The sequence below is a fragment of the Belnapia mucosa genome (assembly GCF_016775475.1).
Classification (GTDB): domain Bacteria; phylum Pseudomonadota; class Alphaproteobacteria; order Acetobacterales; family Acetobacteraceae; genus Belnapia; species Belnapia mucosa.
In genome coordinates, this window is sequence record NZ_JAEUXJ010000001.1 from 691,034 (window position 1) to 709,108 (window position 18,075).

Here is an 18,075-nt window from a genome sequence, read left to right on the forward strand (position 1 = left end):
CTACAGGCCCCGCTCAGCGCGGGTTGCGGCCAGGTCGTCCTCGATGAAGCCCTGGATGATCTCCTCCAGCGATTCCTGTTCGGAGAAGCCGAGCAGCCGGCGCGCCCGTTCGGCGGTGAAGCTGGCCGGCCAGCCCTCGACGATGGCCTGGATCCCCGGGTCCGGCGCATGCCGCACCAGAGCCCGTGCCTCCGGCCCGGCGACGCTTTCCAGGGCCGAGAGCATCAGACCGACGGTCGCACTTCGTCCCGGCGGGTTGATGCCGCGGTCGAGGCCGAGCGGCGCGGTGTCCATCGTCATCGCATGCAGGAACCAGTCGATCGCCCGGCGCGGCGAGCAGATCCAGACGGCGAAATCCTCCGGCACCGGCAGGTCGGTCGAAAGGCCGAGCAGCGGTTCCCGCAGGATCGCCGAAACGAAGGAAGAAGCCGCCTTGTTCGGCCGGCCCGGGCGGATGATGACCGTCGGCAGGCGGATATTCACCGCATCGAGGAAGCCGCGGCGGCTGGCATCCTGCAGCAGCAGCTCCGCCGCCGCCTTCTCCGCCCCGTAGCTGTTGCCCGGAATCTGCCGGGCATCATCCTCCAGCCGCGCCTCCTGCCCGCCGCCGAAGCTGGCAACGGAGGAGGTGAAGACCACCCGCGGCGGCGCGGCCAGCGTCCGGCAGGCCTGGATCACCGCCAGCGTCCCGTGCAGGTTCACCTTGAGGCCCAGATCGAAATCCGCCTCCGCTTGGGCGGAGACGACGGCGGCGAGATGGACCACGACGCGCGTGCCGGGCGGGATCGCCTTCGCCACCTGCACCGGGTCGGCCACATCGCCACCGAGGCAGCGGACGGGGAAGGGCGCCGAGGGGGCAGGGGGCTCCTGCAGGTCGAAGAGGGTGAGGCCGGTGACGGCCTCGCCACCCAGCGCGCCGTCGTGGGCCAGCCGCGCCGCCAGCTTGCGGCCGAGGAACCCGCCCCCACCCAGGATCGTGATCTGCATGGCGCTCTCCCGATTTTGCCCGGGATGATGTCGCGCTGCGGGGCGTCCCGTGCAAGGCGCCAGTGGCGGGCGCGCGGTGGGCAGGCGATAACCCGGCATCATGAGCATCCCGAACCGCCCCTTCCGCCTGATCCTCAACCGCCATCTCGGCACCCCCGGCGTCACCGTCCTGCCCGAGGGCGGCTTCCGCCGCGCCCGCGAGGAGATCACCGGCTGGGACGGCTACGCCCCGACGCCGCTGCTGCCGCTGGAGGAGCTGGCGACCGCCGCCCGCATCGGCGCGCTGCATTGGAAGGATGAAGGCGGGCGATTCGGCCTCGGCAGCTTCAAGGCGCTGGGCGGGGCCTATGCCGTGCTGCGGCTGCTCCAGGCCGAGCTGGCGCGGGGGGGCGTGGCCAACAACGCGACCGGCGCCGAGCTGGCCGCGGGCCAATACCGGGAGGCCGCCCAGGCCATCACCGTGACCTGCGCGACCGATGGCAACCATGGCCGGAGCGTGGCCTGGGGCGCCAAGCGCTTCGGCGCCCGCTGCGTGATCTTCGTGCATGAGGGTGTCAGCCAGGGCCGCCGCGACGCGATCGCGGCCTATGGCGCCGAGATCCGGGTGGTGCCCGGCACCTATGACGACGCCGTCCGCGCCGCCCAGCGCGAGGCGACGGAACGGGGCTGGTTCGTCGTCTCCGACACCTCCTATCCCGGCTATACGGAGGTGCCGCGCGACGTAATGCAGGGCTACCGGCTGATGGCGGAGGAAGCGGCGGATTCGATCCCGGCGCCGCCGACCCATGTCTTCATCCAGGGCGGAGTCGGCGGGCTGGCCGCCGCCGTCTCGGTCCAGATGCGCGCCCGCTACGGGCTGGACGGGCCGCGGCTGGTGGTGGTCGAGCCGGAGCGGGCCGCCTGCCTGATGGCGAGCGCCGAAGCCGGCGAGGCGGTCTCGGTCGAGGGCGAGCTGGATACCATCATGGCCGGCCTGGCCTGCGGTGAGCCGAGCCTGCTCGCCTGGCAGGAGCTGGAGCGGGCGAGCTTCGCCTTCATGGCCATCCCCGATGCCAGCGCCATCGATTGCATGCGCCTGCTGGCGCGGCGGCGGCCGAGGGTGGTCGCGGGCGAGAGTGCGGTGGCCGGCCTGGCCGGATTGCTGCTGGCGGCACGGGAGCCCTTCGCCCGCACGGCGCTTGGCCTCGGCGAGGACAGCCGGGTGCTGGTCTTCGGCACCGAAGGCGCGACCGATCCCGAGCTCTATGCGAAGTTGACGCAGGTCTGACGGGCCCTGCCGCTTGCCGGCCTGCGCGGGCTTCATCTATCTGTCACAATACTGGCACGGAGCCGCAACCTGGCGCCGCTAACGGCGCGCCCGGCAACGACATCGCATTTGGGGGAGTTCACGCCATGAGGCGCCGTTTCCTGGCCCAGGCCGGCCTGGCCGCCGCGGCCATTGCCGCTACCCGTACCCGTCCCGCCGCCGCCCAGGCGCCGGTCGAAATCCAGTTCTGGCACGGCCTGGCGCAGCCGCTCGGCGGCCAGCTCGAGGAGATCGTCGCCGGCTTCAACGCCTCGCAGAGCGCGGTAAAGGTGGTGCCGTCCTTCCGCGGCTCCTATCCCGAGACGATGGTGGCCGCCATCGCCGCCTTCCGCGCCAATGCCGCGCCGCATGTGGTGCAGATGTTCGAGGTCGGGACCGGCACGATGATGGCCGCCGGCCGCGCGGTGAAGCCGGTGCATGAACTGCTGTCCGAGGCCGGCGTCAGCATCGATTTCAACGACTATCTGCCGGCGGTGCGCGGCTACTACCAGGCTTCCGATGGGCGGCAGATGAGCATGCCCTTCAACAGCTCCACCGCGACGATGTTCTACAACAAGGACAGCTTCAAGCGGGCCGGACTGGATCCCGAGGTGGCGCCCAAGACCTGGGAGGAGCTGGGCGAGGCGCTGAAGAAGCTGAAGGCGGCCGGCATCGCCAACCCGATGACCACCTCCTGGCCCGCCTGGGTCCAGGTGGAGCAGGTCCTGGCCATCCACAACATGCCACTGGCCAGCCTCGGCAACGGCTTCGACGGGCTCGGCGCCAGCATGCAGGTGAACAACCCGCTGATGGTCCGGCATATGAACAACCTGATCGCCTGGCAGAGGGATGGGCTGTTCAAATATGGCGGGCGGGACAATGCGGCGGATTCGCTGCTCCCGGCCGGCGAGGTCAGCATCACCATGGGGTCCTCCAGCCTGCGCGCCCGGCTGCTGCGGGAGGCACGCTTCGCCTGGGGCACTGCCATGCTGCCCTATTACGGCGATGTCGCCGGCGCGCCGCGCAACAGCATCATCGGCGGCGCCAGCTTCTGGGCGCTGAACCGCGGCCCGCAGGGCGGGCGCAGTGCCGCCGAGTGGAAGGGCGTCGCGGAATTCTACCGCTATCTCAGCCAGCCCGAGATCGATGCCAAGTGGCATATGGACACCGGCTACGTTCCGGTCCGCCGCGCCAGCTACCAGGTGGCGAAGTCGCAGGGCTTCTATGAGAAGAATCCCGGCACCGAAGTGGCGATTGAGCAGCTGCTGCGCGGCGGCGAGACGACGCCGAACACCCGCGGCATCCGCCTCGGCGGCTATGTCGAGATTCGCAACATCATCCAGGAAGAGATGGAGAAGTCCTTCCAGGGCCAGCAGAACGGCCAGCAGGCGATGGAGGCCGTGACCCAGCGCGCCAATACCGTGCTGCGGAATTTCGAGCGGCAGAACCGCGGCTGATCAGGGAAACGCCGTGCGCAAGACCATCTTCAAGGGCACGGCGCTGCCGCTGCTGCTGATCGCGCCGCAGCTCCTCATCACCTGCATCTTCTTCCTCTGGCCGGCGGGGGCTGCCATCTGGCAGTCCCTGTTGCAGGAGGATCCCTGGGGCATGAGCTCGCAATTCGTCGGGCTCCGCAACTTCACGGAAGTGCTGGCGGAGCCGGAATGGCGCGGCGCCGCCTACAATACCCTGATCTTCTCCACCTCCGTCGCCGTGCTCGCCATGGGCACCGCGCTCTTCCTCGCGGTCCAGGCGGACAAGTCGATCCGCGGCGCCAATCTCTACCGCACGCTGCTGATCTGGCCTTATGCAGTGGCGCCGGCTGTCGCCGCCGTGCTCTGGCTGTTTCTCTTCCACCCCTCGATCGGGCTGGTCGGGCGGGCGCTGAACCAGGCTGGCATCGCCTGGGACTACAAGCTGAACGGTAACCAGGCGATGCTGCTGGTCATCATCGCCGCCGCCTGGAAGCAGGTGAGCTATAATTTCATCTTCTTCCTGGCGGGCCTTCAATCGATCCCGCGCAGCGTGCTGGAAGCGGCGGCGATTGACGGCGCCAGGCCGGTGCGGCGCTTCTGGACCATCATCCTGCCGCTGCTGTCGCCGACCGCCTTCTTCCTGCTGGTCGTCAACCTGGTCTATGCCTTCTTCGACACCTTCGGCGTGATCCATGCGCTGACCGGCGGCGGTCCGGGCAAGGCGACCGAGACGTTGATCTACAAGGTCTATGTCGAGGGCGTGCAGAATGTGAACCTCGGCAGTTCCTCCGCCCAGTCGGTCATTCTGATGGTGCTGGTCATCGCGCTGACGGCGGTCCAATTCCGCTTCATCGAGCGGAAGGTGCATTACTGATGCGGCGCACCTGGCCCCATCTCTGGCTGCTGCTCGGCGTGCTGGTCTTCGCCACGCCGATCTACATCACCCTGATCGGTTCGACGCATGATGCCTCGACCATCGGGCGGGGCGACGTGCCGCTGCTGCCGGGGCCGCATACGGTCGAGAACTACACCGCCGCCTGGGTCAGCGGCGGGTCCGGCCGCTTCACGGTGACGCCGGCCTCCCGCATGCTGCTGAACAGCACCATCATGGCGCTGTGCATCGCAGTCGGGAAGATCGTCATCTCGCTGCTCTCGGCCTATGCGGTGGTCTTCTTCCGCTTCCCCGGGCGGATGATCGCCTTCTGGACCATCTTCATGACGCTGATGCTGCCGGTCGAGGTCCGCATCATCCCGACCTACCAGGTCATCGTCAGCCTCGATCTGTTCAACTCCATGGCCGGGCTGACCATCCCGCTGATCGCCTCGGCCACTGCGACGCTGCTGTTCCGCCAATTCTTCCTCACCATCCCGGAGGAGTATGTCGAGGCGGCGAAGATGGACGGCGCCGGTCCGATGCGCTTCTTCCGCGACATCCTGCTGCCGCTCTCGGTGACGAATATCGCCGCGCTGTTCGTCATCCTCTTCATCTATGGCTGGAACCAGTATCTCTGGCCGCTGCTGGTGGTGAACGACCGGAGCCTCGAGACCATCGTCGTCGGCCTCGCCAAGATGATCGGCACGGGCGATGCCCAGAATGAATGGAACGTCATCATGGCCATGGCGGTGCTGGCGCTGCTGCCGCCCGTCGCGGTCGTCATCTTCATGCAGCGCTGGTTCCTGAAGGGCCTGACGGAGACCGAGAAGTAATGGCGAGCCTTGAGGTCTCCGGACTGACGAAGTCCTTCGGCGCCACCCATGTCCTGCACGGGATCGACCTCGCCGTCGAGGATGGCGAGATGATCGTCATCGTCGGCGCCTCGGGTTGTGGCAAGTCGACGCTCTTGCGGATCGTGGCGGGGCTCGAGACCGCGAGTTCCGGCAGCATCCGCATCGCCGGGCGGGAGGTCGCGGCGCTGGAGCCGGCCGAGCGCGACATCGCCATGGTGTTCCAGAATTACGCGCTCTACCCGCATATGACGGTCGAGCAGAACATGGCCTATGGCCTGAAGATCCGCGGCCTGCCGAAGCCCGAGATCGCCCGCCGCGTCGCCGAGGCCGCCGGGCTGCTCGGGATCGAGCCGCTGCTGACGCGTCGCCCGCGCCAGCTTTCGGGCGGCCAGCGCCAGCGAGTCGCCATGGGCCGCGCCATCGTGCGGGAGCCGAAGCTGTTCCTCTTCGACGAGCCCCTCTCCAACCTTGATGCCAAGCTCCGCGTGCAGATGCGGGCCGAGATCCGCCGGCTGCAACGCCGCCTCGGCGTCACCTCGCTCTTCGTGACGCATGACCAGACCGAGGCGATGACCCTCGGCGACCGGCTGGTGGTGATGCATGCCGGGCATGCGGCGCAGATCGCGACGCCGATGGAGATCTGGGCCCGCCCGGCCGATACCTATGTCGCCGGCTTCATCGGCAGCCCGGCGATGAATTTCCTGGAGGGCACCCTCGCCGAGGGCGGCCAGGCCGTGGCGCTGAAGGCGGGCCCGGTGCTGCGCTTTGCCGATGGCCCACGGGCGGGCGGAGAGGGGATGCCGGTGACGATCGGCATCCGGCCAGAGCATGTGGAGGTGGCCGAGGGCGGGATCGCCCTGCCGCTCGATCTGGTCGAGCCGCTCGGTTCCGAGACCGTGCTGCACGGCCGGCTGCCGGGCGGCGAGGCGCTGGTGGTGAAGCTCGGCGGCCCGGCGCCGGATGCCGGTAGCCTGCCGGTGGCCTTTCCCGCACCGGCGCTGCACGTCTTCGATGGCGCCACCGGCAAGCGGCTTGACCCCTAACCTCCCGGGGCCAAGATGACCCGCAAGGGTATCGAAGCCCGCCGGGGGACATCCATGAATCGCCGCAGCCTGCTTGCCGCCGCCGCCATCCTGCCCGCCACCAGCCTGCGGGCGCAGCCGGCCTGGCCGAACCAGCCCATCCGCCTGATCGTCCCCTTCGCCGCCGGCGGCCCGACCGATATCCCGGCCCGTCTTTTCGCCGAGGAGGTCTCGAAGATCCTGCCGCAGCGGGTGGTGGTGGAGAACCGCACCGGTGCCGGCGTGGTCGTCGGCACGGAGGCGGTGGCGACCGCGCCGAAAGACGGCCATACGCTGCTCTACAGCACCATCGCCCATTCGGTGCTGCGCCCGCTCTTCCCGCGCCTCTCCTTCGATCCGGTGGCGGATTTCCAGCCGGTCGCGCTGCTCGGCGTGATTCCGATGATCCTGCTGGTCAACAAGGACCTGCCGGCGAAGACCCTGCAGGAATTCGTGGCACTGTGCCGCGCCAAGCCGGGGCAGTACGACTATGGCAGCAGCGGCGTCGGCGGCGCCGTGCATCTGGCGACGGAGCTACTGCTGAAGCGGGCTGGCGATCTCAGGGTGAACCACATCCCCTATCGCGGCTCGGCGGCGGGGATGCCGGACCTGCTCTCGGGCCGGCTGGCGATGTTCATGGATGTGGCGGCGGGCGGCCTGCCCTATGCGCGGCGCGGCGATGCGCGGCCGCTCGGCATCTCCTCCGCCGCGCGGCTGCCCCAGGCGCCGGACATCCCGACCTTCGCCGAAGCCGGTGTGCCGAATGCCGAGAGCTATACCTGGCACATGGTCTTCGCCCCGGCCGGCACGCCCGCACCGGTGGTCCAGGCGATCAACGCCGCCTTCAACAAGGCTGCCGCCGAGGAGAGCGTGCAGCGCCGCCTGACCGATCTCACCATGACGCTCCGCAGCGATACCACGCCCGAGGCAGCGACGCGCTGGCTGCAGGACGAGATCATGAAATGGGAGACGATCATCCGCGATGCGGGGATCAAGGTGGATTAACCGACCGCCCCCATCACCGGCCGCAGCGGCGCGACGGCTGCCTCGGCTGGTGCCACGGTCAGCAGACGCCCACCCTGCCATTGCGCCAGCAATGGCCGGGCGCGGAGATTCTGCCCCTTCTCGTCGAAGCGCGCGCCCCACCCGGTGGCGGTCGTGCCTTCCGCCACATCGGTCGCCAGCAGGGCGGCGCGGAGCTTGTCCCGCTCCAGCCCGCCGGCGCGCTGCATCGCTTCCAGCACCAGCTTGGCGCCGACGTAATTCGCCAGGGAATGGCCGGATCGCGGGTCGCTGCCATAGCGCCGCTTGTAGAGATCGATGAAGGCCGGGATGCCGGGCGCCACGGTTTCCTGCACCGCGAACTGGGTGAAATCGATATCCAGCGTGCCGTCGAATTCCGGGCCCAGGCTGCGCGCCGTATCGGTCAGGCTGTAGCCGGCGCCGGTGCCGATCACCATGCGCGGGCGCCAGCCGGCCTCCTTCATACCGCGATAGAGCAGCACGATGTCGTTCTGGTAGCCGGTATGCAGCACCACATCGGCGCCGACCGCACGCAGGCGTTGCAGCATGGGCGGGATGTCGACGCTGCGCGCCGGATAGGCCAGGCGCTCCACCTGCGTCAGGCCACGCGCCTTGAGCTGGCCTTCCTGGAAACCGCCGACCGTCTGCCCGTAGAGCCCGTCCTCATGCAGGATGGCGATGCGCAGCAGGTCGGGCGGGGCGGACCAGGCGCCGGCCAGCGCATCCGGGATCGCCGCCACCGAATCGCGGGCCAGGTCGCTGGCCCGCGGGCAGAGCCGGTAGAGGTTGCGGAAGCCGCGCTCGGTGATCGGGTCGGCGACGGCGCCGAGCTCGAAATAAGGTAGCCCCACCAGCTCTGCCGCCTGGCTCGCGGCGAAGGAGAGGTGGGAGGCAGTGGTGCCGAAGGCGGCCGCCACCTTTTCCGCCCCTTGCAGCCGGCGCAATTCGGCCGCGGCCTGGTCGGCATTGCTGGCATCGCCCTTCACCAGCCGGATCGGCCGGCCGAGCAGCCCACCGGCAGCGTTGCGCTCCTCGGCGGCCAGTTCCAGCCCGCGGAAGCTTTCATCGCCCAGCACCGCAAGCCCGCCCGAGAGCGGGAAGAGCGCGCCGAGCCGCAGCTCATTCGCCGACGCCGTACCCTGCGCGCGCAGCGAAGGCGGCGCGGCCAAGGGCGCGGCCAGGGCGGCGAGGCCGCCAAGCAGCGGGCGGCGGGCGATCCTCGGCATGGGTTTCCTTTCGCGGCGGCGGATTCATCGCATGCCCCGCGCGCATGGCAAGGCCCGGCTTGACGTGCCGGGGCCCCGCGCGGAACCTGCGCGCCCAAGGAAGGGGACAGCGCCATGGCCAGCCTGCCGCAGAGCATGACCGTCATCGCCCATGGCGAGGGCGGCCCGCCCGAGGTGCTGGTCCCCGCCACCGCGCCGGTGCCGCAGCCCCGCGCGGATGAGGTGCTGATCCGCGTCATGGCGACCGGGGTGAATCGCCCCGATGTCGCGCAACGCAAAGGCGAGTATCCGCCGCCGCCCGGCGCCAGCCCGGTCATCGGCCTCGAGACCGCGGGCGAGGTCGTGGCGCTCGGCGCCGAGGTGACGCAGTGGCGGGTCGGCGACCGGGTCTGCGCCCTGACCAATGGCGGCGCCTATGCGGAATATTGCACGGCGCCCGCGACGCAATGCCTGCCCTGGCCGAAGGATTATGACGCCATCCGCGCCGCCGCCCTGCCGGAGACCTTCTTCACCGTCTGGGCGAACCTCTTTGGCCATGGCCGGCTGGCTGCCGGCGAGACGGCGCTGATCCATGGTGGCACCAGCGGCATCGGCGTTACCGCGATCCAACTCGCCAAGGCCTTCGGCGCCCGGGTGATCGCCACCGCCGGCAGTGCCGGGAAGTGCAAGGCCTGCCTCGATCTCGGCGCCGATCATGCGATCGACTACCGGTCGGAGGATTTCGTTGAGGCGGTGAAGCGGATCACCGGCGGCAAGCTGCTCGATGTCGTGCTCGACATGGTGGGCGCCGACTATTTCAACCGGAACCTGCGCTGCCTCGCCATGGATGGGCGGCTGGTCATCATCGCCTTCCTCGGCGGGTTTGAGGTGCCGAAGGCGGATCTGCGGCCGATCATGACCCGGCGCCTGACCGTCACCGGCAGCACCATGCGGCCGCGCACCACGGCGCAGAAGGCCGAGATCGCCGCGGCGCTGCGCGAGAAGGTATGGCCGTTGCTGGAAGCCGGCAAGGTCGCGCCGCCGATCCACCAGGTCTTCCCTCTGGCTGAGGCAGGCAAGGCCCATGCGCTGATGGAAAGCAGCACGCATATCGGCAAGATCATGCTGAAGGTCGCCGATTGAGCGATCCGCCACGGGCGGGTGCGCTCGAAGGGTTCCGCTATCTCGCGGTCTCGGTCCTGCTGTTCGGCGGCGTCTGGCCGGTCACCAAGCATGCGCTGGCGCATGCGACGCCGCTCTGGTTCGCCTTCAACCGCTGCGCCATGGCGGCGGCGGTCACGGTGCTGCTGCTGGCGGCGATGCGGCGGCTGCGCTGGCCGGTGCGGTCGGACCTGCCCTGCATCCTGGCGATCGGGCTGCTGCAGCTGGGCGGGTTCTTCGCCCTGGCGCATATCGCGCTCGGCTGGATCCAGGCCGGGCGGATGGCGATCCTGACCAATGTCACGGTGTTCTGGCTGATCCCACTCTCGGTCTGGGTGCTGGGGGAAAGGGTGTCACGCCCGCAATGGTGGGCGGTCGGGATCGGGCTGCTCGGCGTATTTGTGCTCATTCAGCCCTGGACGATGATCGGCGGCGCGGGCCTCGACGCGCTGCCGGGCTACCTCATGCTGCTCGGCTGCAGCCTGTTCTGGAGCCTGTCGATCCTGGTGACGCGCCGCCTGCCGCCGCGGCGGCCGGTGCTGGAATTGCTGCCGTGGTGCTTCGGCCTGGCCGCGCTGATGTTGCTGCCGCTGGCGCTGTGGCGGGAGCCGGGAGGCGGCATCGGGCGCCCGGCCTGGCCGCATGCCGCCTTCATCGGCGCGGTCGCCGCCCCCATCGGCACCTGGGCCACCATCGAGGCGGGGCGGCGCCTGTCCGGCATCCGCGCCTCGGTCGGCTTCCTGGTGGTGCCGGTGCTGGGCGTCCTGATCTCGAACCTCTGGCTCGGTGAGGCGCTGGGCTGGGATGTGGTGCTGGGTGGCATCCTGATCGCGGCCAGCCTGCTGCTGGCAGCCCGGGGCTGAGAAGGGGAGGACGGATGCGGCTCAACTGCGTCGAGGCGGGGGACGGGCCGCCGGTGATCCTGCTGCATGGGCTGTTCGGCTCGGCGCAGAATTGGGGCGGGGTGCAGCGGCACCTGGCGGCCCGGCACCGGGTGCTGGCGCTGGACCTGCGCAACCATGGCGCCTCCCGCCGCGCGGCCGAGATGGACTATCCGGCCATGGCGGCCGACGTGGCGGAGACGATGCGGGCGCTGGGGGTGGCGCCGGCAGCAGTCATCGGCCATTCCATGGGTGGCAAGGTGGCGATGGCACTGGCTCTGGCAGAGCCGGCGCTGGTGGCGCGCCTGGGCGTCGTGGATATTGCGCCGATCGCCTATCCGCCGGCGCTGCGCCCCTATGTGGCGGCGATGCAGGCGGTGCCGCTGCGGTCCGGCCTGACCCGGCGGGAGGCGGATGCGGCGCTGGCGGGCACGATCCCGGAGCCGGGCATCCGCGCCTTCCTGGTGCAGAACCTCCGGATGCAGGACGACCCGCCGCGCTGGCGCCTCGGCCTCGAGGAGATCGCCGCCGCCATGCCGGTGATCGAGGGCTTCCCGGAATTGCCGGGCCGCTACGAAGGCCCGACCCTTGTCATTAACGGCGAGCGGTCGAGCTATATCCAGCTCGACCTGCATCAGCGCTTCCAGGCGCTCTTCCCGGCCGCACGCTTCGCCACCGTCGCGGGCGTCGGCCACTGGGTGCATGCGGAGAACCCGGCCGGCTTCCTCGCGCTGGTCGATCCCTTCCTGGATTAGAGGAAGCCGATCGAGATCCAGGGAATGGCGGCGATGACGGCGGTGCCGACCAGCAGCGCCAGCATATAGCCCCAGATCGCCCGCATTCCCTCATCCGGGCTGATCCGGCTGATGGCGCAGGCGGCGTAGTAGCCGACGCCGAAGGGCGGGGCGAAGAGCCCGATCCCCATCGAGAGGATCACCACCATCGCGTAATGCACCTCATGCACCCCCATGTCGCGCGCGATGGGGAAGAGCAGGGGGCCGAACAGCACGATGGCCGGAATCCCCTCCAGCACGCTGCCGAGCACGACGAAGGCGAGGATGGAGACGGCGAGGAACCCGGCCTGCCCGCCCGGCAGCGCCGCCATGGCGGCGGCGAGCTGGCGGGAGAAGCCGGATTGCGTCAGCGCCCAGGCCATCCCCGTCGCCGCCCCGATGATGAGCAGGATGGCGCCCGAGAGCGCCGCCGTATCCACCAGCATCGGCCGCAGCCGGGACCAGTCGAACTGCCGGTAGAAGACCAGCCCGACGATGAAGGCATAGGCGATGCCGATGGTCGAGACCTCGGTCGCCGTGGCGACGCCTTCGACCACCGCCGCGCGGATCAGGAAGGGCAGGGCGAGCGCCGGCAGGGCGATGCCGAGGCTGCGCAGGATCTCGCCCGCCCCGGGCTTGGCCGCGCCAGCCAGGGACAGCCCGCGATGCCGCCACCACACCACGAGGCAGAGCACCACCGCGAGCAGCGCCCCCGGCAGCAGCCCGCCGGTGAAGAGCGCGCCGATCGAGACGCCGGTGACCGAGCCGATGGTGATGAGGACGAGGGAGGGCGGCACCGTCTCGGTCTGCGCGCCGGTTGCCGAAAGCAGCGCCACCAGCTCTCCAGGCTTCGCCCCGCGCTGGCGCATCTCAGGGAAGAGCACCGGCGCGACGGCCGCCATGTCGGCGGCCTTGGCGCCTGATATGCCGGAGACGAGATACATCGCCCCCACCAGCACATAGGACAGCCCACCCCGGACATGGCCGAGCAGATTGGCGAGGAAGCGGATCATCGCCCGTGCCATGCCCGTCATCTCGATCAGGCTGCCGAGGAAGATGAAGAGCGGCACGGCGAGCAGGATGAGATGCGACATGCCCTCATCCATCCGCCCGACCACCACCATCACCGGCACCCGCGTCGTCAGCGCCAGATAGCCGAAGGTAGCAAGTCCGAAGCAGAAGGCGATGGGCACGCCGGCCAGCACCGTCGCCGCCACCAGCCCGACGAAGAAGATGACAAGATTGAGGTTGCCGAGCGGGCGGAAGGCCGGCCCCGCCCACCAGAACCCCGCCGCCACCAGCGCGACCAGCGCGAGCGCTGCCAACCCGCGACCCCAGCCGGCGACCCGCGGCAGCCGCACCAGTGCCACCAGCAGCATCAGCCCGAGGCCGACCGGCAGCGCCGCCGCGCGCCAGCTGCCCGGAATCTCCATCGCCGGGGTGACGATGAAGCTCTCCTCGACCGCATAGTCATAAGCGGGATGCAGCAGCAGCAGCAGGAAGAGGATCGGTGCCGCCACCGCCAGCGCTTCGAGGAAGCCGCGCAGCGGGGCCGGCGCCATCGTCACCAGCGCCGTCATCCGCATATGCTCGGCGCGGCGGAAGGCGACCACCGCCCCCAGCATGGCGAGCCAGAGGAACAGCACCGAGGCCAGCTCATCCGACCAGACCAGCGAGCTATGGAAGACGTAGCGGGCGATGATGCCGGCCAGCAGCAGCACCGTCTCCACCGCGACCAGCGCCGCCGCGACCAATTCCAGCGCGCCACCGAGCAAGGCTTCCACCCGGCCCTCCGGGCGCCGCTCGACCACCCCAATATCCGCCATGGCTCAGGTCAGCTTGCCCAGATCCTGTTCCAGGATGCCCCAGGCCTCATCGCCATAGCGCTGCTTCCACTGCGTATAGAAGCCCGCCTTCCTCAGCGCCTCGCGGAAGGGCGTCGGATCGACCGTGTTGAAGGTGAGGCCCTGCTTCGCCAGTTCCGCCTGCAAGCTGGCATTGAGCGCCGCGACATCACCGCGTTCGGCCAGCGCCGCCTCGTTCCAGTGCTTCGCCACCACGGCCTGCGCATCCGCCGGCAGCGCTGCCCAGGCCCTGCGATTGCCGAGCATCCAGAACCCGTCCCACATGTGGTTCGTCAGCGCGCAGTGCTTCTGCACCTCGTAGAGCTTGGCGGTGGAGATGATGGCCAGCGGATTCTCCTGTCCATCCACCACCTTCGTCTGCAAGGCCGAATAGACCTCGGCGAAGTTGATGCTGGTCGGCGCCGAGCCGAAGGCCTGGAAGAGCGAGGTCCAGAGCGGGCTCACCGGCACGCGGATCTTGAAGTTCCGCAGGTCCTCCGGCGTCGTGATCGCCTTGGACGACGACGTGATCTGCCGGAATCCGTTGTCCCAGATCTTGTTCATGACGATCAGCCCGGCCTTGCCGATCTGCGCCCGCACATGCGCGCCGAGCGCCCCGTCCATCGCCTTCCACACCGCGGCATAATTGGGGAAGGCGAAGCCCACGCCATTGATCGAAGCCGCCGGCACCAGGGTGGAGAGGATCAGCCCCGACAGGGTGAAGAACTCGATTGCGCCGTTCCGCACCTGGCTCAGCATGTCGGTGTCGGAGCCGAGCTGGTTGTTCGGGAAGATCTGAATCTCGACCCGCCCGCCCGTTTCCTTGGCGATCGCCTCCGCCGCTTCCTTCGCACGCTGGTTCATCGGATGGGTCAGCGGCAGGTTGTTCGCATATTTGTAGCTGAACTCCGCTGCATGGGCCGGGCGCAGCCGGATCGCGGGGGCAGCCAGCACGCCGGCGGCCAGCAAGCTGCGGCGATGGAACTGGATCATCTCTTCCCTCCATTCCGGTCTTGGCCGGATAGGTCCTTCGATCCGCTCATAGGCCATGTCGCCGGGGCCGGGGAGGCAGTATTTTCCCCGGCAACGAAGGAGGGACCGCCCGCATGACCCCGCCGCAAGGCCTGCCCGTCTCCCGCCGGGTGATGAACCTAGCCGGCTTCCTGGCCCAGACCGCCCGGCGGCTGCCAGACCACTTGGCGCTGGCCTGGGGCGAGCGGCGCTGGAGCTGGCGGGAATTCGAGCGCCGCAGCGCCGCCCTGGCCGCCGGCCTCGCCGCGCGGGGAATCGGACGGGGCGACCGGGTGCTGGTCCATTGCAGGAACGGCAACGAGATCCTGGAGACGATGTACGCCACCTTCCGCCTCGGCGCCGTCTGGGTGCCGACCAATGTTCGGCTGGTGCCGGAGGAGGTGGCCTATCTCGCCGAGGCCTCCGGCGCCCGCGCCTTCCTCTGTCAATCCGTCTTCCCCGAGCATGCCGCCGCTGTTGCCGCGGCGCTGCCCGAGTTGCGGCTGCTGGCGAGCATCGGCGAGGCCGCCTTCGGCCAGACGAACCATGAAGCGCTGATCGCAGCGGGAGAGAGCCAGCCTTGCCCCATCGCCGGCGTGGAGTATGACGATCCCTGCTGGTTCTTCTTCACCTCCGGCACCACCGGCCGGCCGAAGGCAGCGGTCCTGACCCATGGCCAGCTCGCCTTCGTCATCACCAACCATCTCTGCGACCTGCTGCCCGGCACCACCGAAGCGGATGCCTCGCTGGTGGTCGCGCCGCTTTCGCATGGGGCAGGCATCCATTGGCTGACCCAGGTGGCGCGCGGCGCGGCCAGCATCCTCCTCCCCGGCGAGCGCTTCGACGCGGCCGAGGCCTGGCGCCTGGTCGAGGCTTATCGCATCAGCAACATGTTCACCGTGCCGACCATCTTGAAGATGCTGGTCGAGCATCCGGCGGTCGATCAGCACGACCATGCCTCGCTGCGCCATGTCATCTATGCCGGCGCGCCGATGTACCGCGAGGACCAGAAATACGCGCTGCGGAAGCTCGGCAAGGTGATCGTGCAGTATTTCGGCCTGGGCGAGGTGACCGGCAACATCACCGTCCTGCCCGCTGGCCTGCATGAGGAGGAGGATGGCCCAGCGGCGCGCATCGGCACCTGCGGCTATGCCCGGACGGGCATCGAGATCCAGATCCAGGACGAGCAGGGCAGGGAGGTGCCGCCCGGCACCCAGGGCGAGATCTGCGTCTGCGGCCCCGCCGTCTTCGCCGGCTACTGGAACAACCCCGAGGCCAATGCCAAGGCCTTCCGCGACGGCTGGTTCCGCACCGGCGATCTCGGCCACATGGACGCCAAGGGCTTCCTCTATATCACCGGCCGGGCCTCCGACATGTACATCTCCGGCGGATCGAACGTCTATCCGCGCGAGATCGAGGAGCTGATCCTGCGCTATCCCGGCATCGCCGAGGTCGCGGTGCTCGGCGTGCCGGACCGGCATTGGGGCGAGGTCGGCGTCGCCATCGTCGTCCCCCGCCCGGGCGAGACGGTGGAGGAGGCGGCGCTGCTCGCCTGGCTCGACGGCCGGGTCGCCCGCTACAAGATGCCGAAGCGCGTCTTCGCCTGGGATGCGCTGCCGCGCTCGGGCTATGGCAAGATCACCAAGAAGATGGTGCGGGAGGAGATGGAGGCCCGCGGCCTGCTGCCCCTCGCATGAGCCCGCGCCACCTGAGGCAGCCCGGCCCGGCGCTGAATCCGCGCATCGAGTGCGTCGCCGGCCATGCGGTGCCGCTTGAGCTGACCTTGGCGGCGGGCCTGTCGCTGCTCGAGGCCGTGACCCGCGCCGTCCATGCGGCGGGTTTCGACAGCGCGACGCTGGAACTGGCGGGCGGCGGCTTCGGCCCCTTCTCCTACGTGCTGCCGGCCCCGGCGCCGGACGCGACCCATGCCGCCTATTACAGCGCGACGCATACCCCGCCCGGCGGCGCCCGGCTGGAGCGGGCCTGCATCAGTTTCGGCCGCCGCGCCGGCCAGCCCTGGCTGCATTGCCATGCGGTCTGGCAGGAGGCCTCAGGCCGCCGCGGTGGGCATGTGCTGCCGGAGGAGACGATCCTCGCCGCTCCCATCGCGGCACGCGCCTGGGGCTTGACGGGCATCGCCCTGGTGTCGGAGCCGGATGCGGAGACCAATTTCACCATCTTCCATCCTGTCCCGACCGAGGATACCGCGCCGGCCGGGGCGGCACGGGCGGTCGCGCTGCGCATCCGGCCGAACGAGGACGCCCCAGCCGCCCTGGCCGCGGCGCGGCACGGCCTCCGCGGGGCCAGGCTGCGCGGCAGCCTCGGCAGCCTGATCGGCGCCCGCTTCGAGGGGGGCGGCCTGGTCGAGGATTACGCGACCGAGATGCTCTTCTCCGGCGACGGCCTCGGCATCGCCCTCGCCGATATGGGGGGCCGGGTGCATGAGGGCGTGCTGCGCGCGGGCGAGAACCCGGTCTGCATCACCGTCGAGGCACTGCTGGTCGAGGAGGGTTAGCCCAGCTCCACCATCGTGACTTCCGGCGGCATCCCGAAGCGGACGGGCAGCATGGAATTGCCGATGCCGCCCGAAACGATCAGGTGCCGCCCATCCTCCTGCACCGCGCCATAGGCGTAGCGGTTGCCGTAGCGGCTCGGCACCAGGGGGGAATAGCCGCGGACGCGGATCTGGCCGCCATGGGTATGGCCCGAGAGCGTCACCGCCACATGGTCCGGCACTTGCGGGAAGATGTCAGGCTCATGCGCCACCAGCAGGGTCGGCGCGCCGGCCGGGATGGCGCCCAGCGTCCCCTCCAGGTCATGCGCGCCGTGGATGGCGCCGCGCCGGCGATAGGCCCATTGGCTGCCGAGCCCGGCCAGCCAGACGGACTGGCCGCGATGCTCCAGCCGGCGCACCTCGTTATGCATGATGGGCAGGCCGGCCTCGGCGAAGGCCTCGGCGGCCTCGGGCAGGGGGCGGGCGCCGGACTGCGCCGCTGGGCATTCCCACCAATCATGGTTGCCGAGCACCGCATGCACGCCGAGCGGCGCCTGCAGCCCGGCCAGGATCTCCGCCACCTGCCGCATGCTGGGCCGGTCGGCATGGAAGCGGCCATCCGCCAGGTAGTCGCCCAGCAGCACCACGAGATCGGGACGCAGCGCATTGGTCAGGGCAACGGCGCGGTGCAGCCGCTCCAGCGGGGTCTGCGGCCCGCCGGCATGGGGGTCGGCGATCAGGGCGATCGAGAGCGGCAGGCCGCGCGGCCAGCTTGCCGGCGCCAGGCGATGGCGGACCAGGGCGAGCTCCCGCTCCGGCACGGCCCCGAAAGCGGGGCCGCCGCCGAGCCCGGCCCCGACGCCGCCCAGCCAGCCGAGCAGCCGCCGCCGGCCACGTCCGGGATGCGCCACCCGCGCCAGGGTCTGCACCCCCGCCGTCCCGGCATAAGCCGCTGCGTCACCGATCATGCCCAACTCTGTCCCTTCTCCGCGCCCTGCGGGTGCGGCCTCAGCCTAGGCGATGCATCCTTGCCGGAATGCGAAAGACCTGCGGCGCCCGAATGACACGGGTCGCGCTTCAAGCAAAGCATGAAGTCGCTGCCCGTTCTGCCGCGTTGCGGTCCCATCCCCCTCTCGGTTGGAGCCGG

General features: G+C 69.9%; 16 protein-coding genes. 11 read left to right on the forward strand and 5 right to left on the reverse strand.

The window, feature by feature from the left end; genetic code table 11:
* Entirely contained in the window at nt 1-987 is a 987-nt protein-coding gene (gene denD, locus JMJ55_RS03355; protein WP_202824055.1) for a D-erythronate dehydrogenase, read from the reverse strand.
* 100 nt (nt 988-1,087) lie between these two features.
* Here denD and JMJ55_RS03360 point away from each other — a divergent pair, with 100 nt between their 5' ends.
* The 6 genes from JMJ55_RS03360 to JMJ55_RS03385 all read left to right on the forward strand — a co-directional run bounded on the left by JMJ55_RS03360 (nt 1,088) and on the right by JMJ55_RS03385 (nt 7,541).
* Nucleotides 1,088-2,254, forward strand: coding sequence for a diaminopropionate ammonia-lyase (locus JMJ55_RS03360; protein ID WP_202824056.1), 1,167 nt, complete (start codon nt 1,088-1,090; stop codon nt 2,252-2,254).
* A gap of 125 nt (nt 2,255-2,379) precedes the next feature.
* On the forward strand, nt 2,380-3,729 hold the full coding sequence (gene ugpB / locus JMJ55_RS03365) for a sn-glycerol-3-phosphate ABC transporter substrate-binding protein UgpB (RefSeq protein ID WP_202824057.1): 1,350 nt from the start codon (nt 2,380-2,382) through the stop codon (nt 3,727-3,729).
* Between the two features lie 13 nt (nt 3,730-3,742).
* A complete protein-coding gene (gene ugpA, locus JMJ55_RS03370; RefSeq protein ID WP_202824058.1) occupies nt 3,743-4,621 on the forward strand; it encodes a sn-glycerol-3-phosphate ABC transporter permease UgpA in 879 nt (292 codons plus the stop codon).
* Nucleotides 4,621-5,454 (forward strand): sn-glycerol-3-phosphate ABC transporter permease UgpE, encoded by an 834-nt coding sequence (gene ugpE / locus JMJ55_RS03375; protein ID WP_202824059.1) that lies wholly within the window; start codon nt 4,621-4,623, stop codon nt 5,452-5,454. The genes ugpA and ugpE overlap by 1 nt, the downstream gene beginning before the upstream one ends.
* Nucleotides 5,454-6,518, forward strand: coding sequence for a sn-glycerol-3-phosphate ABC transporter ATP-binding protein UgpC (ugpC, locus tag JMJ55_RS03380; RefSeq protein WP_202824060.1), 1,065 nt, complete (start codon nt 5,454-5,456; stop codon nt 6,516-6,518). The genes ugpE and ugpC overlap by 1 nt, the downstream gene beginning before the upstream one ends.
* Nucleotides 6,519-6,572: 54 nt before the next feature.
* A complete protein-coding gene (locus JMJ55_RS03385; protein ID WP_202824061.1) occupies nt 6,573-7,541 on the forward strand; it encodes a Bug family tripartite tricarboxylate transporter substrate binding protein in 969 nt (322 codons plus the stop codon).
* Here the strand turns inward: JMJ55_RS03385 and JMJ55_RS03390 are convergent.
* Entirely contained in the window at nt 7,538-8,785 is a 1,248-nt protein-coding gene (locus JMJ55_RS03390) for an ABC transporter substrate-binding protein (RefSeq protein WP_202824062.1), read from the reverse strand. The two genes, JMJ55_RS03385 and JMJ55_RS03390, sit on opposite strands and share 4 nt — an antisense overlap.
* Before the next feature lie 114 nt (nt 8,786-8,899).
* On the opposite strand from JMJ55_RS03390, the gene JMJ55_RS03395 reads away from it, so the two are divergent.
* The 3 genes from JMJ55_RS03395 to JMJ55_RS03405 are packed head-to-tail and all read left to right on the forward strand — an operon-like array spanning nt 8,900 to nt 11,561.
* Nucleotides 8,900-9,907 carry an NAD(P)H-quinone oxidoreductase gene (locus tag JMJ55_RS03395; RefSeq protein WP_202824063.1) on the forward strand — a complete coding sequence of 336 codons (1,008 nt, stop codon included), beginning with the start codon at nt 8,900-8,902 and terminating at the stop codon, nt 9,905-9,907.
* A complete protein-coding gene (locus tag JMJ55_RS03400; protein WP_202824064.1) occupies nt 9,904-10,788 on the forward strand; it encodes a DMT family transporter in 885 nt (294 codons plus the stop codon). The genes JMJ55_RS03395 and JMJ55_RS03400 overlap by 4 nt, the downstream gene beginning before the upstream one ends.
* A 14-nt stretch (nt 10,789-10,802) precedes the next feature.
* Nucleotides 10,803-11,561 (forward strand): alpha/beta fold hydrolase, encoded by a 759-nt coding sequence (locus JMJ55_RS03405; protein WP_202824065.1) that lies wholly within the window; start codon nt 10,803-10,805, stop codon nt 11,559-11,561.
* Here JMJ55_RS03405 and JMJ55_RS03410 read toward each other — a convergent pair.
* Nucleotides 11,558-13,405 carry a TRAP transporter large permease gene (locus JMJ55_RS03410; RefSeq protein WP_202824066.1) on the reverse strand — a complete coding sequence of 616 codons (1,848 nt, stop codon included), beginning with the start codon at nt 13,403-13,405 and terminating at the stop codon, nt 11,558-11,560. The genes JMJ55_RS03405 and JMJ55_RS03410 overlap by 4 nt on opposite strands.
* Nucleotides 13,406-13,408: 3 nt before the next feature.
* Complete coding sequence (locus JMJ55_RS03415) at nt 13,409-14,416, reverse strand: TRAP transporter substrate-binding protein (RefSeq protein ID WP_202824067.1); 1,008 nt, start codon at nt 14,414-14,416, stop codon at nt 13,409-13,411.
* 113 nt (nt 14,417-14,529) lie between these two features.
* On the opposite strand from JMJ55_RS03415, the gene JMJ55_RS03420 reads away from it, so the two are divergent.
* Nucleotides 14,530-16,131: an acyl-CoA synthetase gene (locus JMJ55_RS03420; RefSeq protein ID WP_202824068.1), complete on the forward strand. Its 1,602-nt coding sequence runs from the start codon at nt 14,530-14,532 to the stop codon at nt 16,129-16,131.
* Entirely contained in the window at nt 16,128-16,949 is an 822-nt protein-coding gene (locus JMJ55_RS03425; protein ID WP_202824069.1) for a PPC domain-containing DNA-binding protein, read from the forward strand. The genes JMJ55_RS03420 and JMJ55_RS03425 overlap by 4 nt, the downstream gene beginning before the upstream one ends.
* Here the strand turns inward: JMJ55_RS03425 and JMJ55_RS03430 are convergent.
* Nucleotides 16,946-17,896, reverse strand: a complete 951-nt coding sequence (locus JMJ55_RS03430; RefSeq protein WP_202824070.1) for a metallophosphoesterase — start codon at nt 17,894-17,896, stop codon at nt 16,946-16,948. The genes JMJ55_RS03425 and JMJ55_RS03430 overlap by 4 nt on opposite strands.
* Nucleotides 17,897-18,075 lie beyond the last annotated feature (179 nt).